The organism is Acidobacteriota bacterium (assembly GCA_020853395.1).
Classification (GTDB): Bacteria; Acidobacteriota; Vicinamibacteria; order Vicinamibacterales; family SCN-69-37; genus JADYYY01.
This window is the reverse complement of the sequence record JADYYY010000010.1, coordinates 423,385-439,181: the sequence shown is the minus strand read 5'-3', so window position 1 is coordinate 439,181 and position 15,797 is coordinate 423,385. Positions and strand designations below refer to the sequence as shown.

Here is a 15,797-nt window from a genome sequence, read left to right as displayed (position 1 = left end):
CTCGCGGATCCTCTGTAGGAGACGGCATGCCAGTTGAGTTCAGGCTTCCCGAGCTCGGGGAGAACGTCGAGAAGGGGGACGTCGTCCGCGTGCTCGTCAACGTCGGCGACGTCGTGGCGCAGGATCAGCCCGTGCTCGAGCTCGAAACCGACAAAGCCACCATCGAGGTGCCGTCGAGCGTCGCCGGCCGCGTCACGGAAGTGCGCGTGAAGCCAGGTGACAAGGTGAAAGTGGGGCAGGCAGTGCTCGCGCTCGACGCCGACACGGGAGCGGCCGCTGAGACCGCGCCGCCGGCGCAGGCGGCAAATGCCGCTGCTGTCGACGCGCCGCCGGCGCCCGCACCGGCTCCTGCGCAACCGGCAGCCGCCGCGGCGCCGCCACCTCAGGCCGTGGCGCCGGCCGATGAGGCCGAGCCGGCGCGCCCCGCGGCCCGTGCGTCGGTCGTCGACATCATGTCCGCCCGGCCTGCGGCGCCGGCGGAACGTCCGGAAGGCCCGACGCTCGTGCCTGCGGCGCCGTCGGTGCGCCGTTATGCCCGTGAGCTCGGCGTGGACATCGCCCAGGTGAGCGGCAGCGGGCCAGGAGGTCGCATCGGCCAGCAGGACGTCCGGCAGCACGTGCGCGAGGTCTTCGCCAACGGCGGGCCGGCGCGCGCCGCGGCGCTGCCCGATCTCGGCAAGTGGGGCGAGATCGAGATCGTGCCGATGTCGAACATCCGCCGGAAGACGGCGGAGCACTTGTCGATCGGCTGGCAGGCGCCACACGTCACGCAGCACGACAAGGCCGACATGACGGCGCTCGAGACGTTCCGCAAGCACTTCGGACCACGCGTCGAGAAGGCGGGCGCGAAGCTCACCGTCACGGTCGCCCTCGTGAAGATCGTCGCGGCGGCGCTCGACCGGTTCCCGCAGTTCGCCTCGTCGGTCGACATGGCTCGGCAGAGCATCGTCCTCCGCAAGTACCGTCACGTCGGCGTCGCCGTCGATACGCCGAACGGTTTGCTCGTGCCGGTGATCCGCGACGTCAACCACAAGGGGCTGATCGAGATTGCGGTCGAGCTGACCGATCTGGCGCAGCGGGCCCAACAGAAGAAGCTCGGTCTCGACGAGATGAGCGGCGGCGTGTTCTCCGTCAGCAACCTCGGCGGGCTCGGCGGCACCGCGTTCACGCCGCTCGTGAACCATCCCGAAGTGGCGATCCTCGGCGTCTCGCGCGGCTCGATCGAGCCCGTCTGGCAGGACGGGCAGTTCGTGCCGCGCCAGATGATGCCGCTCTCCCTCTCTTACGATCACCGCGTCATCGATGGCGCGGATGCCGTGCGCTTCCTCCGCTTCATCGTCGAGGCCATCGAGCAGCCGCTGTCGATGCTGCTCTGAGGCCTGCGTCGCTATGTCTTCAGCTCAACTGGTCGTTATCGGCGCCGGGCCCGGCGGCTACGCCGCGGCGTTCTATGCCGCGGACATGGGCATGCAGGTGGCGCTCGTCGACACCGAGCCGAATCCGGGCGGCGTCTGCCTCTACCGCGGGTGCATCCCCTCGAAGGCGCTCCTGCACGTCGCCAAGCTCATCGGCGAGGCGAAGCATGCCGCGGCGTGGGGCGTGTCGTTCGGCGCCCCCGCGGTCGACCTCGCCAAGCTTCGCGGGTTCAAGGATCAGGTCGTCCAGAAGATGACGGGCGGGCTGGCGCAGGTCAGTAAGATGCGCAAGATCGCCTACGTCCAGGGCCGTGCCGCGTTCAAGGACGCCCGCACGCTCGACATCGCGCTCGCGAGCGGCGGCAGCGAGACGTTGACGTTCGAGCAGGCGATCGTCGCCACCGGATCGCGTCCGGCCGCCGTGCCGGCGCTGTCGATCGACAGCCCGCGGGTGATGGACTCGACCGGCGCGCTCGATCTGCCCGAGGTTCCCGGCAGCCTTCTCGTCGTCGGTGGCGGCTACATCGGTCTCGAGCTCGGGTCCGTGTACGCCGCGCTCGGCACGAAGGTGACGGTCGTCGAGATGACGGCCGGGCTCCTGCCGGGCGCGGATCGCGATCTCGTGGCCGTCCTTCAGCGCCGGCTCGAGCAGACGCTGCACAAGATCCTGCTCAACGCGCGCGTCGTCGAGATGAAGGACACCGGCAGCGCCGTGCGCGTCACGATCGACGGCGACGGGCTGGACGCGGCCGACAGGGAGCAGACGTTCGACCGCGTGCTCGTGTCCGTCGGCCGGAAGCCCAACTCGGCCGTGCCCGGGCTGGAGAAGACCGCCGTCCAGGTTGGCGATCGCGGGTTCATCACCGTGGACGCGTCCATGCGCACGCACGAGCCGAACATCTTCGCGATCGGCGATGTCGTCGGCGAGCCGATGCTCGCGCACAAGGCGTCGCACGAGGCGCGGGTCGCCGTCGAGTCGGCGCTCGGGCACAAGGCCGTCTTCGAGCCGCAGGCGATTCCGGCCGTCGTCTTCACGGACCCCGAACTCGCCTGGTGCGGCCTCACGGAGACGGAAGCGAAGAAGCAGGGCCGCCAGGTCGAGGTCGCGAAGTTTCCGTGGGCGGCGCTCGGCCGCGCGGTCGCGATCGACCGGCCGGATGGTCTGACGAAGCTCGTCATCGATCCCACGTCCGAACGGGTGCTCGGCGTCGGCCTGGTCGGATCGGGAGCCGGCGAGCTCATCGCCGAAGGCGCGCTCGCGGTCGAGATGGCCGCGCTCGCGACGGACCTGAAGCTCACGATCCATCCGCATCCGACCCTCTCCGAGACGCTGATGGAGTCCGCCGAGGTGTTCTTCGGCCACTCCACCCACGTGTACCGCCCGAAGCGGCCGCGGCCGTAGACCGCGCGGCGGGCGCGGCCGAGCGAGCGGGGTGCTGGCGCTCATCGCTGGCGCTCATCGACGTGAGGTGACCTATGCGCCGCGTAATCAGTCGTGTTGTTCTGGCAGCAGCCCTCGTGCTCGGCGGATGGTCGTTCGGCCGCGCGCAATCGTCCTATGCGGACTTCGAGCTGGAGATCGACGCCCCGGGTCCCGGTCGGGTGAACCTCGTGTGTATCCGGGGCTGTACGTGGGGAGACCTGTCTCGGGTGGGCAAACCGAACAGCGCCTACTTCTCGTGCGACGGTCCGCTCGCGCGCTGTCCAGGTGTGGTGGACGGCCGAGGCGTGTTCCTCCGACATGCGGACGGGACCGACGGCCGACCGGCGGCCCAGGGCGCACGGTAGCGGCATCTTCGACCGCGCTACCTGCGGTTCGGTCCCCCCGCTTCGAGCAACGCGCGACCTGATCGTCACGCCGTATAGGATCACGAACCGAACTGACCGGTAGAATAGCCGCGTATGGACACCGACCTCTTCCGTTACGTCGGGCTCGGATTCGCGTGTATCGGTCTCGTGTCCACGGTCGTCTACTACGTCTTTCGCTACAAGGAACTCGAGACGCTGCGCGAGATTCGCGACAGACTGCCAATCGGACCCAAATGATCCCGATTGCCTTTGGGGTGGTGGTCCTGCTCGGCTGTTTGTGGACACGGAAGCGATCGCGTACTGCCGTCATCAGGTGATTCCGCGGCGTTCGTAAGCACCGTTTGAGCAGATTCGCGAAGGCTCAGGCCCTTGAGAGATCCGTGAGGGTAATGCTCCAAGCATCGGCGCCGACCCGACCCACGCAGACGCGCGCGAACGCATGAGAACCCACTGGCGGCCCTTGGACGACGAGGAAGTCGTCCGGTCACTCCAGCCAGAAGAAGGTCGTCCAGATCATCGCGACGTCAGCGAGAAACGATACGTCCAATGCCGGCGCCAGCGACGCCGGCGCGCCTGGCCGGAGTGACCCGGCCCAACACCGCCGTCGGCTCGCGGCTGACGTGGTGCTTCCGAGCCACCGAGTCGCCGGCGACCGGTCAGCCGTCGGCCCAGCCAAAATGCGATATCGTTGGTCCATCACTCGCGCAGCCGTGAGCCAGATCACCCCTTCTGCTGAGGTCGTTCGAGACGTCGTCGCGTCTGCCGATCGCGTGCGCCGGCGGCGTGAGGCCGCGACCCTGGTGTCGCGTGTGGCGCCGCTGCTCGCCGGCGCGCTGTTCCTCGTCTCGGTCGTGAGCTACTTCGTCCACTGGCCGTTCGTCGTCGTCGCAGGCGCCGCCGTTGCGGTCCTGATCGCGGCGGCGGCCGTCTTTTGGGCCGGACGACGGGCGAGGCCGCTCACCGACGAGGTCGCGGCGCGGATCGATCGTGATGCGGATCTTCGCGGCGAGCTGCGGAGCGCGCACTGGTTCGCCGTGCGTGAGCGCGCCGACGACTGGGTGCGGTTCCATCTCGACCGGGCCGCCTCGCAGTTCGGCGGCATCACCTGGGGCGACGTCTATCCTCCCGTGCGCGCGCGCCGGGCATGGATCGCGACGCTGGCGCTCGTCGTCGCCGCGTTCGCGCTTCCCGCCGGCGTTCCGTCCTGGCCCGCGGCGCCGCGGCTCGCCGCCTCGGCCTCGAACGCCGCTGCCGCGCTGCCGGCTGAAGACCTCGCCTTGCTGCCGCCGGAGCTGCAGGCACAGATCTTCGACCTGCTCGCGCAGGTCGAGGCCGGCACGCTGAAGGCGGCCGACGCGCTCGCCCGCATCAAGCAGCTTCCCGGCTTCACGAACGCACCGCCGGACGTGCAGGAGCTCGTCGCCGAGGCCGTCGAGGACGCACGACGACGGCAGCAGGAAGGTACGCATGGCGGCGCGCCCGATGCGGCACCGGCACCCACCAGCACGACCGACGTCCAGTGGGCCCGCGAGAACACGGCCTCGCGGATGGCCAACGAGCAGGCGCGGTCGAACGAGCAGGCGCCTTCGGCCGAGCAGCAGGCCGCCGGCGAGTCGACGAAGAGCGAGCAGGCTGCCCTCGGCGAATCGGGCGAGGCGAGCAGCGGGCAGGCCAGCGCCAAGGTGCCGACGCGTGATCCGGCGGCCGCCCAAGGCGCCACCGGGATGATGATGCAGAACGGCGAGAGCGGCGATCCCGGGTCCGCGTTCGGTGGCAAGAAGGGGAACGTCCAGTACGGCACCATGCCGGCGACCGAGCTGGCGGCGGCGCTCAAGCGCGAGCAGGTCGAGGCCGCCGCGAACGTGGACACGTCCGACCTGCGCAACGAAGACAAGCGCCGGCGCACCGAGCAGAGCTGGTCCGCGATTCGGTACAGTCGAGTCGCCCGCCGCTCGGCGTTCGATCGCGCCAGGGTGGATGCGCCGCGGCTCGTGCCCGAAGCCCGCCGTCCGCTCGTGGAACGATACTTCGTGCGCCAGCCGGCGCCAGCGGATCAGCCGGGTGCCGCGCCGCCGGCCACCGCTCCGAACCGCCGTGAATAGGCGTCGCCGTTCCGCGTCGCCATTTTCCTCAAGCGAGAACCGCCGTTGACTGCCACCGCCGTCGCCCAGCACATCGATCAGTTCCGCGAGCAGTTCGCCCGTATCACCTCCGAAGTCGGCCGCCGCATCGTCGGGCACGAGGACATCGTGAACCACACGGTCACGAGCCTGCTGGCCGGCGGGCACGTGCTGCTCGAGGGCATCCCCGGCGTGGGCAAGACGAGCCTGGTGCACACGCTGGCCGACGTGCTGCACCTGAAGTTCTCGCGAATTCAGTTCACGCCCGATCTGATGCCAGCCGACATCGTCGGCACACACATCGTCCAGGAGCATCCGCACGGCGGCACGTTCTTCGAGTTCCAGCCGGGGCCGATCTTCGCGAACGTCATCCTCGCCGACGAGATCAATCGCGCCACGCCGAAGACGCAGTCGGCCCTCCTCGAAGCCATGCAGGACGTCAGCGTCACCGTCGGCAAGACGACGTTCCAGCTCGAGCAGCCGTTCCTCGTGCTCGCCACGCAGAACCCGATCGAGATGGAGGGTACGTATCCACTGCCCGAAGCGCAGATGGATCGCTTCTTCTTCAAGCTGAAGGTCGAGTACCCCTCCGAGGAGTCCATGCACGAGATCCTCGACCGGACGACGCAGCCGAGCGACGTGTCGGTCGCGCGCGTGGTGGACGGCCCGCAGATCATGGCCATGCGTCAGGTCGCGCGCTCGGTGCCGATCGCCCGGCCCGTGCAGGCTTACGCGATCCGGCTGACGCTCGGCACGCATCCGGATTCGCCGTATGCGACGCCGCTCGTCAAGAAGTACGTGCGTTACGGCGCGAGCCCCCGCGCCGCGCAGGCGCTGGTGCTCGCCGCCAAGATCCATGCGCTCAGGCACGGCCAGGCCTTCGTGTCCGTCGACGACCTGCGCGCGGTCTCGCTGCCGGCCCTCCGGCACCGCGTCCTGCTCAACTTCGAAGGGGAGGCGGAGCGGATCGACACCGACCTGCTGGTGAAGGAGCTGGTCGCGTCGGTGCAGGCCTGATGGGATGAGCGCCCTCGAGTTGTCGTTGGCCGCAGGGGCTGACCCGCTGGTGTGGTCACGAAACGAGCGAGCGACCGCGAACCAGTCGGCGGTGTGCAGCGAGACGTTCGAGGGGCACGCGAGCGTGCTCGAAAGGCGGAGCTCCTCGCAATGAAGTTCGACGAAGGCTTCCTCAAGAAGCTGGAGTATCTGCGGCTCGTGTCGACGCGCGCGTTCGTCGGGCGCGACCGCGCCGACCGCCTGGCGCGCATGCGCGGCCGCGGCATGGAGTTCGCGGACTATCGCCAGTACGCGCCCGGCGACGACATCCGGCACATCGACTGGAAGGCCTACAAGCGGCTGAACCGGCTGTTGTTGCGGCTCTTCGACGAGGAGCAGGACCTGCCCGTCTATCTCTTCCTCGATACGAGCCGGTCGATGGGGGAGCTGCGCAAGTTCGACCAGGCGAAACGCGTCGTGGCTGCGCTCGCCTACATCGGCCTCGTGCACTTCGATCGTGTGACGATCCTGCCGTTCGGCGAGACGTTGGCCCGCGAGACGGCGCCAGGCCGCGGCCGCAACCGGATCTTCTCGGTGTTCGATCGTCTGGAACAGCTCGAGGCCGGCGGGCCGACCGACCTGCACGAGAGCCTGCGCCAGTTCACGGCGCGGCCCTACCGTCGCGGCCTCGCGATCGTCGTGTCCGACTTCCTCGATCCGGCCGGGTTCGAATCGGGCCTGCGGCTGCTCACCGGCGCCGGGCACGACGTGTTCGTCGTTCACGTGGTTTCGTCCGCGGAGCGCGACCTCGAGGCCATGGGCAGCGTGCGCTTCGTCGACGCCGAGTCGGGCGAGTACCGCGACGTGGACGTGACGCCAGGCCTGGCGAAAGCCTACGCCGACGCTTGGAGCGCGTACGCCGATGCCATCGAAGCGTTCTGCGATCGCTATCGGCTCGTCTACGTCCGGGCGAGCGCCGACGAGCCGTTCGAGGACATCGTGCTGACCGCCTTCCGCGAGGGAGGGCTCGTCGCATGACGTTCGCGGCGCTGTCGGCCTGGCAGGCGTGGACGCTGATCGCCGTCGCCGGCGTGGCAGCCGCGCTGCTGTTCCGGATGAAGGTGCGTCCGCCGCGCATCGTCGTTCCGTCGCTGCTCCTCTGGCGGCGGGTGTTCGATCGGGCCGCGGCGCTCACCTGGTGGGAGCGCGTGCGCCGCGTCGTGTCGCTGGCCATCACGGTGCTCGTCGCGGTGGCGCTCGCCGTCGCCGTCGGCCGGCCGGGCCCGCGGGTGAGCGCCTCGAGCCGGGGACGGCTGCTGATCGTGCTCGACGCGTCCTGGTCGATGCGCGCGCGAACGTCGGACGGCGCGACGCGCTGGGCCCACGCCGTGTCGGCCGCGCGTGCGCTCGCGCAGGCGGCCGGCAGCGAGGACGTCGCCATCGCGACGACCGCCGATGGTCTGGTCGAAGGGCCGACGTCCGACGTCGCGCTGGTTGCGACCGCGCTCGATCGGCTCTCGCCGTCGGGCGGCGACAGCGGCGCCTGGCCGTCGCTCGAGGGCGTCGTCGCGACGCACTTCTTCACCGACGGCGCCGTCGTGCGTCCGCGGCAGCCCGGCGTGGTCGTGCACTCGGTGTTCGAACCGGCGCCGAACGTGGCCATCACGGCTTTCAGCGCGCGGCCGGCGACCTCGTCCACCGCCGCGCCCTCGGCCTATCTCGAAGTCTCGAACTTCGCGACCCATGCTCAGGACGTGCGGATCACGGTCACTCGCGAGACGGCCGTCCTGGTCGACCGTCGCGTGACGCTGGCGCCCGGCGAGGTCTCGCGGGAGGTGGTGGCGCTCACGCCGGACGGTGGCGCGCGCCTCCGGGCCCATGTGAGCGCGCCCGACGACGCGCTCGACGTCGACGATGACGCGGTGTCGTGGCTGACGCTGGCGGATCCGATTGCCGTCACGGTCGTGAGCGATGCCCCGCAGCCCATCGGCGAGCTGCTCCGGCACGACCCCAACATCCGCGCCACGTTCAAGACGCCGGCCGCCTACTCGTCGGCCGACGCGGGCGACGTCCTGATCTTCGATCGCTGGGTGCCGGCACAGCCGCCGCCGCGCCCAGCGCTGTACATCGCGCCGTCGACATCGCCATGGCTCGGACGCATCACGACGACCGAAATCGCGCCGAGATGGACGACGCTCGGCACGCACGCGGTGCTGGCCGGCGTCGATCCGCTGACGCTCGACATCGCGCGGGCGAGGCAGTACGACGGAGACGGCTTGCAGGCGATTGCCCGCTCCGAGCAGGGCACGGCGCTCTTGTCGGTCGTCGACGCGGGCGAGCGCCGTGCCGTCGTGATCGCGTTCAGCCTGGCCGAATCCAACCTGGCAGCGGCGCCGGTCTTCCCCGTGCTGATCGGCAACGCGATCGACTGGCTGGCACGGCCGGCCGCGGGCGAGTCGCGGGAACCTGGTCCGATGGAGCTGCCGGCGAGCACCTCTCGTGTCGTCGCACCCGACGGCGGCGTGGTGCCGCTCGTCCGCGCTGGCGATCGCGCGTTCGCGACCCTGCGCGCGCAGGGCTTCTATCTCGTCGAGACGGGAGGGTCGCGCAGCGTCGTCGGCGTGAACGTCGGGGCGCCGGAGATCGCGAATCTGATGCGGACGAGCCTGTCGGACGACGAGCGGCGCAATGGCGGCGCCCTCGGCCTCGCGGGACGGCCGTGGTGGACGTCGGCCGTCCTGCTCGCGATCCTGCTGCTCGCTGTCGAGTGGTGCACCTGGCAGCGCCGGGTGACGGTGTGAGATGACGGTGACGCTGGCCGCGCCGGGCGCGTTGTGGCTGCTGCTCGTCGTTCCGATCGTCTGGGCGGCGCTGCGGTTCGGCCGCACCAATTTCAACGCGAAACAGCGCGTGCTCCAGGCCGCCGTCCGATCGCTGCTCCTCGCGCTGCTCGTTTCTGCGCTGGCCCGGCCCGTCGTGTCGACGGCGTCCTCGCGCCAGGCGATCGTCTACGTCGTCGACGTGTCGCACAGCATCGCGAGCCGCGCGATCGTCGAGGCCGCCGCGCGCATCGACGCGCTGAACGCGGCCGCGAAGCCCGATGCGTTCAGGATCGTGGCGTTCGGCAGCGGGACCCGCGTGCTCGACGGGACGCAGGCGCTGAGGGCGGTCGCGAGCGTCGACGCTGCTGGCGAGGTGGATGACATCGGCCGGGCCGGGTCGGATCTCGAACGCGCGCTGTCGCAGGCGCGCGCCGAGCTGCCGCCAGGGCATCGGGCGCGCATCGTGCTCTTCTCGGACGGTCACGAGACGAGCGGCGACGTGCACGCGGCGGCGCTCCGGCTCGCCGCCGAGGGTGTGCCCGTGTCGGTCGAGCCGCTCGAGGTCCGTGACCTCGGCGACGCATGGGTCGACGGGATCGACGTGCCCGACCTCGTTCCGGCCGGCGGCGCGGCGGCGCTGACGGCGATCATCGGGAGTCAGCGCGATGCCGCCGACGCGACGATCGAGTTGCGTGACGCGGGCCGGGTGCTGGCCACCGCGCGAACGGCCCTTCGTGCCGGGTCCAACGAGGTGCCGCTCGGCGCCACGTTCGAGGCGGCCGGATCGCACGTCGTCGAGGTCAGTCTCCGGGTGGCAGGCGATCCGCTCGCCGCCAACAATCGGCTCTCGCGCGAGGTGCTCGTGCAGCCGCGGGTCAAGGTGCTGTACGTCGAAGGGGCGCCAGCGAGCGCGACGTATCTCCAGGGCGCGCTCGATCAGGGCGGCTTCGACGTGACGGTCCAGCCGCCGTCGGCGCTGCCGACGGGCGCCGACGCGCTCGACGCGTGGGATGCGGTGATCCTGAGTGACGTGCCGAGAACCGCGGTGCCGGACGCGGCCATGAGCGCCTTGTCGGCATGGGTGGAGCGCGAGGGCGGCGGCGTCCTCGTGGCTGGCGGCGAGTCGGTGTTCGGCGAGAACGCCGAGAGCGGGCCGCCGGGATACCGGCACACGGAGCTCGAGCGGATGCTGCCCGTCACCTTCGAGCGCAAGGACGAGCCCGACGTCGCGCTCGTCATCGTGCTCGACAAGTCGTGGAGCATGAACGGCCGCGTGATGGAGCTGTGCAAGGCGGCAGCCCAAGCCGCGGTCGATGCGCTGACCGATCGCCAGACCGTGGGCATCCTCACGTTCGACGATCGCTACGCCTGGGACGTCACGCCGCGCAACGTCGGTCAGCATCGCGACGAAATCCGAAAGGCGATCACGGCCATCCAACCCGGCGGCGACACGCTGATCTACCCGGCGGTCGAGCAGGCCTACCTGATGCTGGTCAAGACGAAGGCCAGCGCGAAGCACGTCGTGCTGTTGTCGGACGGGCGGTCGTACCCCGACGATTACGAAGGGCTCGTCAAGAAGATGGTGGACGCCGGCATCACCGTCTCGTCGATCGCCGTCGGGCCGGCGGCCGACGCCGCGCTGCTGTCCAACATCGCGAAGTGGGGCAACGGCCGGCCCTATGTCGTTCAGGATGCGTCGGAGGTCACGCAGATCTTCGTCAAGGAAGCGCGAACGGCCATGTCGGCGTTCGAGGAAGGCGAAGCGATCGTGCCGGTGGTCAAGGCGCGCAGCGTGCTCAGCCGCGTCGACCTGTCTGACGTCCCGGCGCTGCGCGGCCGCACGGCCATGGTGCTGAAGGACACCGCCACCGAGGTCCTGGCCACCCGACGCGACGATCCGATCCTTGCGTTCTGGCCGTTCGGCCTCGGCCGAACCGCCGTCTTCGCATCGGACGTCAAGGATCGGTGGGCGGCCGCGTGGGTGCGCTGGCGCGGATATGGGCCCTTCTTCTCAGCGGTCGTGCGCGCGGTGGCGCGCCAGCACCTGGAGCCGCTGTCGATCGAGCTGCGAGAGGGCGCCGTGCGGAACAACGCGCGGGCGCTCGGCGTGGCCGTCGAGGCTCGCGATGCGGCCGGCCGCTACCGGGATCTGCTCCAGCCGGTGGTGCACGTACAGGCAGACGACGGCGCGCAGGTGAACGTGTCGGCCAGGCAGGTCGCGCCAGGCCGATACGAAGGCACCGTCATCGCGATCGCCGATCGGCCGCTGACCATCTCGCTCGCGGGGATGGATCCGTCGACTGCCTCGCCGGTCCGCCACATCGTCCCGGACCTCGACGCGGAGTACCGGCTGAGGCCGCCCGACGAGGCCCTGCTCCGCGCGGTCGCCTCGGCGACGGGCGGCACTTTCAGGCCACGTGCGGTCGACCTGACCGGCCAGGGGCGAGGGGACCAGCGCGCGCGGCGCGCGCTCTGGCCTGTGCTCGTCGTGACGGCGCTCGGACTGTGGATGGCGGACGTGTGGCTGCGAAGGATCAGGCTGTTCGAAGGGCGTACGGCTTAGAGCTCACGGCGTACGCGCGAGCCTGACGGCGGTTCGGAAGACGCTCGAGAGCATCGCTGGCGTCAGCCGGCCGGTGTTCGTGTTCTGCCGGCTCGGATGGTAGGCCGCGAGCAACGTGAGATCCGGGCCGAGCCGGTACACGCCGCCGTGCTCGAAGACCGGCCGCGGTGAAGCACGATAGCCGCGCTCGGCCGCAAGACGGAGGCAGGCGTCGAACGCGATGCGTCCGAGCGCGACGAGCACGCGCACGTTGAGCAGCGCGCCAAGCTCGTTGCTCAGATGCGAGAAGCAGTTGCGGAGCTCGCCGGGCGAGGGCTTGTTGTCCGGAGGCGCGCAGCGAGCCGCGGCGGCGATCCAGGCTGTCTCGAGCCGCAACCCGTCGTCGGCATCGCGGGAGTAAGGCTGGTTCGCCAGGCCGTTGGCGTGGAGTGCCGTCATCAGGAAGTCGCCTGAGCCTCCAGGGCCGTCGCCCGTGAAGTTGCGTCCCGTGCGGTTCGCGCCATGGGCGGCCGGCGCGAGCCCCACGATCGCGATCACCGCCGCGGGATCGCCGAAGCCCGGCACGGGCCGCGCCCAGTAGGTGGCGTGCCGGTACGCCGCGCGCTTCGTGCGCCCGATCTCGCTGCAGTACCGGCGCAGGCGAGGGCATCGCTCGCAGCCGACGATCGCCTCCCGCACCGTGTCGAGCGTCGAAATCATGCCGGTCCGTGCAAGGTCACGTGCGCGCCGCGTACGTCTCGGCCTGTTCGTGGGCGTGGTAGGACGACCTGACGAGCGGCCCGGATTCGACGTGGCCGAACCCGAGGTCGAGCGCGATGCGCTCGAGCTCCGCGAACTCGTCGGGCGTGTAGTAGCGTGCGATCGCCATGTGCGCGAGCGTCGGCCGCAGGTACTGCCCGATCGTCAGAATCTGGCAGTCCACACGGTGCAGATCGCGGAAGACCTCTACGAGCTCGTCCCAGGTCTCGCCGAGCCCGACCATGACGCCGGTCTTGGTCGGAATGTCGGGCGCCCACTGGCGGGCGCGATCGAGCAGCTCGAGCGCGCGGGTGTACCGCCCGCCGGGGCGCGCGAGCCGGTAGAGCCGCGGAACCGTCTCCGTGTTGTGATTCAGGATGTCGGGCCGCGACTCGAGCACCGTACGCAGCGCCTCGGCGCGGCCCTGGAAGTCCGGAATCAGCACCTCCACCCGGCAGGACGGCCGGTGCTCCTTGATTGCCCTGACCGTGGCCGCGAACGTGCCGGCGCCGAAGTCCTCGAGGTCATCGCGGTCGACCGACGTGACGACGACGTACGAGAGCCCGAGCGTGTGCACGGCGCGGGCAAGGTTCTCGGGCTCGTGCGGATCGAGCGGCGCCGGCGTGCCGTGCGCGACGTTGCAGTACGCGCACGCCCGCGTGCAGACGTCGCCCAGGATCATGAACGTGGCCGTACCGTGATGCCAGCACTCGCCGATGTTCGGACAGCGGGCTTCCTCGCAGACGGTGTGCAGCCCGAGCCCGCGCATCAGCTCGTGCAGCCGCAGGTAGTTCGGCGATCCTGGCGCGCGAACCTTCAGCCACGCCGGCTTCGGCTCACGGGCGAAGGTGGTGTCCTTGACGCGGCGGCCGCGGATGAACTGGAGGGGAGCGACGTCGGACATCGTTCGCTCTATTATCGAACACGATCGCGGCAATCGCCATGGCACCAGATTCGTCTCCGTCCCCTCGTCCGCTCGCCATCACGTGGCTCGGGCACTCGACGTTCCTGCTGGAGTTGCCGTCCGGGCAGCGGGTGATCACCGACCCCTGGCTCGGCAACCCGCTCTGCCCGCCGCGGTACGCGACGCCGGACGCGCTCGTCCCGGTCGACCTGGTGCTGGTCTCGCACGGCCACGACGACCATTCGGCCGACGCGCTCGCCATCGCGCGTGTCAGCCGGGCACCGGTCGTGTGCCTGTTCGAGCTCGGCGAGCACTTCGCCGGCAAGGGCCTGAAAGGCGTGCGCCACATGGGGATCGGCGGTACCCAGCAGATCGGCGACCTGCGCGTCACGATGACCGCCGCCGTGCACACCGGATCGATCGCCGAGCAGGGGCGCCTCGTGTACCTCGGCGGGGCGGCGGGGTTCGTCCTGCGGGCGCCCGATCTGCCGACGCTGTACTTCGCCGGCGACACGGCGCTTTTCGGCGACATGAAGACGATCGGAGAGATCTATCGCCCGGCGATTGCGTTCCTGCCGATTGGCGATCACTACACGATGGGTCCGGACACGGCGGCGATCGCGGCTCGCTGGCTGGGCGTCCGGCAGGTCGTGCCGATGCACTGGGGGACGTTCCCGCTCCTGACCGGCACGCCGGCGGCGTTGCGCGCCCATCTCGCGGGCACCGGCATCGACGTGCTGGAACTCGCGCCCGGCGAAACGGCGACGTGACCTCCGTTACACGCGGTCCCGGAGCAACCGCGTGCGCCATCCGAACGTGGGGCGGACGGAAACGGCCCCGAAGGGAACGAGGGTCAGGGGTGCGGTCGAGATCGTTTCCGTCGGCCTCAGACGGCAGCGTCAGAAGGCCGCCGGTCCCCCAATCGTCCGACCGGCACATCCTCGCTCCCAACGGGACTGCCGTCGTGCTCTGCAACTGAGATGCCGGCGGCCCGTCGCGCTGAGCGTGCCGCGCTGACTGACGACGCTGACGTTCTTCGTAAACGCTTACGCGCGTCGTCAGCCCGATTCGTCGAGCCGATGTTTGGCCACGTAGTAGCTCATGGCTCGCTGGCTGATCCCCATGAGCTCGGCGGCGTCCTTCTTCACGCCCCGCGCCTGCTCGAGGGCCCGGCGCACGGTCTCGCGCTCTGCCCAATCGAGGTTCTGCTTGAGGATCAGTGACGGCAGGCCCGCCTGCGCGCTGGCCGCGGCGCTGAGCAGGCTGACGTCCCGCACCTGGATCACCGGTTGCGGCGCGAGGACCACCGCGCGCTCGACCGCGTTCTCGAGCTCGCGGACGTTGCCAGGCCAGGGCGCGTTGACGAGCGCGTTCATCGCTTCGGGCGAGATGCCCTCGATGCGCTTGCCCGCGCGCAGCGCGTGCCGCTGGATGAAATGCTCGACGAGCAGCGGGATGTCCTCCCGCCGATCGCGGAGCGGCGGCAGGGCGATCGGGATGACGTTCAACCGGTAGTACAGATCCTCCTGGAACCGCCCGTCGGCCGTCATCTGGCGCAGATCCCGATTCGTGGCGGCGATCACACGCACGTCGACCTGCACGGTCCGCTCCGATCCGAGCGGTTCGAACTCGCGCTCCTGGAGCACGCGCAGCAGCTTGGCCTGGGCCGACGGCGCGATCACGCCGATCTCGTCGAGGAAGATCGTGCCGCCGTCGGCGAGCGCGAACCGGCCCTTCTTGTTGCCGACCGCGCCGGTGAACGCGCCGCGCACGTGTCCGAACAGCTCCGACTCGATGAGCGTGTCGGGCAGCGCCGCGCAGTTGACGCGTACGAGCGGCATCTCCCGCTGCTGGCTCCAGTCGTGAATCGCGCGTGCGACGAGCTCCTTGCCGGTGCCGGTCTCGCCGGTGATGAGCACGGTGCTGCGCGACTGCGCCACCACCCTGGCGGTTCGGACCACCTCCTGCACCAGGCGGCTGCGGCCGACGATGCCGTAGTGGTCGAACTGCTCGTCGCGCTCGGTGATCAGGTAGTCGTGGTGCGTCCGCAGGCGCGCCAGTTCGACGGCCCGCGCGACGACCACGAGGAACTCGTCGATCTCGAACGGCTTCTGCAGGTAGTCCAGCGCGCCGAGCTTCATGGCCTCGATCGCGCTCTCGACCGTGGCGTGCGCCGTCATCATGAGGATCTGGGGCCGCTCGGCCACGCCCGTCGCGCCGACGAGCTCGCGGATGAGATCCAGGCCGGTCAGCTCCGGCATGAGGTTGTCGACCACCAAGACGTCGAACGGGCGCTCGCTCAGCAGCCGCAGCGCCTCGCGCCCTCGGCCGGTGCACACGACCTCGTGGCCTTCGTCGCGCAGCGCCTCGCTCAGCGCCTGGCCGATCTTCGGCTCGTCGTCGACGAGCAGTACCGATCCGCGGGTCACG

At 70.2% G+C, this 15,797-nt stretch carries 13 protein-coding genes; 10 read left to right on the top strand and 3 right to left on the bottom strand.

The features are described from left to right. The first annotated feature begins 26 nt into the window (after nucleotides 1-26). The 9 genes from IT184_10585 (at nucleotide 27) to IT184_10545 (ending at nucleotide 11,725) form a co-directional block, all read left to right on the top strand. Nucleotides 27-1,376, top strand: coding sequence for a 2-oxo acid dehydrogenase subunit E2 (locus IT184_10585; GenBank protein MCC7009254.1), 1,350 nt, complete (start codon nucleotides 27-29; stop codon nucleotides 1,374-1,376). A gap of 13 nt (nucleotides 1,377-1,389) precedes the next feature. Next, nucleotides 1,390-2,817: a dihydrolipoyl dehydrogenase gene (gene lpdA, locus IT184_10580; GenBank protein ID MCC7009253.1), complete on the top strand. Its 1,428-nt coding sequence runs from the start codon at nucleotides 1,390-1,392 to the stop codon at nucleotides 2,815-2,817. Between the two features lie 74 nt (nucleotides 2,818-2,891). Continuing rightward, nucleotides 2,892-3,203 (top strand): hypothetical protein, encoded by a 312-nt coding sequence (locus tag IT184_10575; protein MCC7009252.1) that lies wholly within the window; start codon nucleotides 2,892-2,894, stop codon nucleotides 3,201-3,203. 114 nt (nucleotides 3,204-3,317) lie between these two features. Further along, nucleotides 3,318-3,461: a hypothetical protein gene (locus IT184_10570; protein ID MCC7009251.1), complete on the top strand. Its 144-nt coding sequence runs from the start codon at nucleotides 3,318-3,320 to the stop codon at nucleotides 3,459-3,461. A 473-nt stretch (nucleotides 3,462-3,934) separates the two neighbouring features. Further along, nucleotides 3,935-5,326 (top strand): hypothetical protein, encoded by a 1,392-nt coding sequence (locus IT184_10565; GenBank protein MCC7009250.1) that lies wholly within the window; start codon nucleotides 3,935-3,937, stop codon nucleotides 5,324-5,326. A 45-nt stretch (nucleotides 5,327-5,371) separates the two neighbouring features. Then, nucleotides 5,372-6,361 (top strand): MoxR family ATPase, encoded by a 990-nt coding sequence (locus IT184_10560; GenBank protein MCC7009249.1) that lies wholly within the window; start codon nucleotides 5,372-5,374, stop codon nucleotides 6,359-6,361. Nucleotides 6,362-6,511: 150 nt separating this feature from the next. Next, a complete protein-coding gene (locus tag IT184_10555; GenBank protein ID MCC7009248.1) occupies nucleotides 6,512-7,378 on the top strand; it encodes a DUF58 domain-containing protein in 867 nt (288 codons plus the stop codon). Further along, nucleotides 7,375-9,141, top strand: a complete 1,767-nt coding sequence (locus IT184_10550) for a VWA domain-containing protein (protein MCC7009247.1) — start codon at nucleotides 7,375-7,377, stop codon at nucleotides 9,139-9,141. The genes IT184_10555 and IT184_10550 overlap by 4 nt, the downstream gene beginning before the upstream one ends. 1 nt (nucleotide 9,142) lies before the next feature. Then, nucleotides 9,143-11,725 carry a VWA domain-containing protein gene (locus IT184_10545; GenBank protein ID MCC7009246.1) on the top strand — a complete coding sequence of 861 codons (2,583 nt, stop codon included), beginning with the start codon at nucleotides 9,143-9,145 and terminating at the stop codon, nucleotides 11,723-11,725. A gap of 3 nt (nucleotides 11,726-11,728) precedes the next feature. Here the strand turns inward: IT184_10545 and IT184_10540 are convergent, their stop codons facing one another. Beyond that, nucleotides 11,729-12,424: a uracil-DNA glycosylase gene (locus tag IT184_10540; protein ID MCC7009245.1), complete on the bottom strand. Its 696-nt coding sequence runs from the start codon at nucleotides 12,422-12,424 to the stop codon at nucleotides 11,729-11,731. 16 nt (nucleotides 12,425-12,440) lie between these two features. Beyond that, nucleotides 12,441-13,367, bottom strand: a complete 927-nt coding sequence (gene lipA, locus IT184_10535; GenBank protein ID MCC7009244.1) for a lipoyl synthase — start codon at nucleotides 13,365-13,367, stop codon at nucleotides 12,441-12,443. Nucleotides 13,368-13,405: 38 nt separating this feature from the next. On the opposite strand from lipA, the gene IT184_10530 reads away from it, so the two are divergent. Further along, nucleotides 13,406-14,137 (top strand): metal-dependent hydrolase, encoded by a 732-nt coding sequence (locus IT184_10530; protein MCC7009243.1) that lies wholly within the window; start codon nucleotides 13,406-13,408, stop codon nucleotides 14,135-14,137. 288 nt (nucleotides 14,138-14,425) lie between these two features. Here the strand turns inward: IT184_10530 and IT184_10525 are convergent, their stop codons facing one another. Then, nucleotides 14,426-15,796 carry a sigma-54-dependent Fis family transcriptional regulator gene (locus IT184_10525; protein MCC7009242.1) on the bottom strand — a complete coding sequence of 457 codons (1,371 nt, stop codon included), beginning with the start codon at nucleotides 15,794-15,796 and terminating at the stop codon, nucleotides 14,426-14,428. Nucleotide 15,797: the final 1 nt, after the last annotated feature.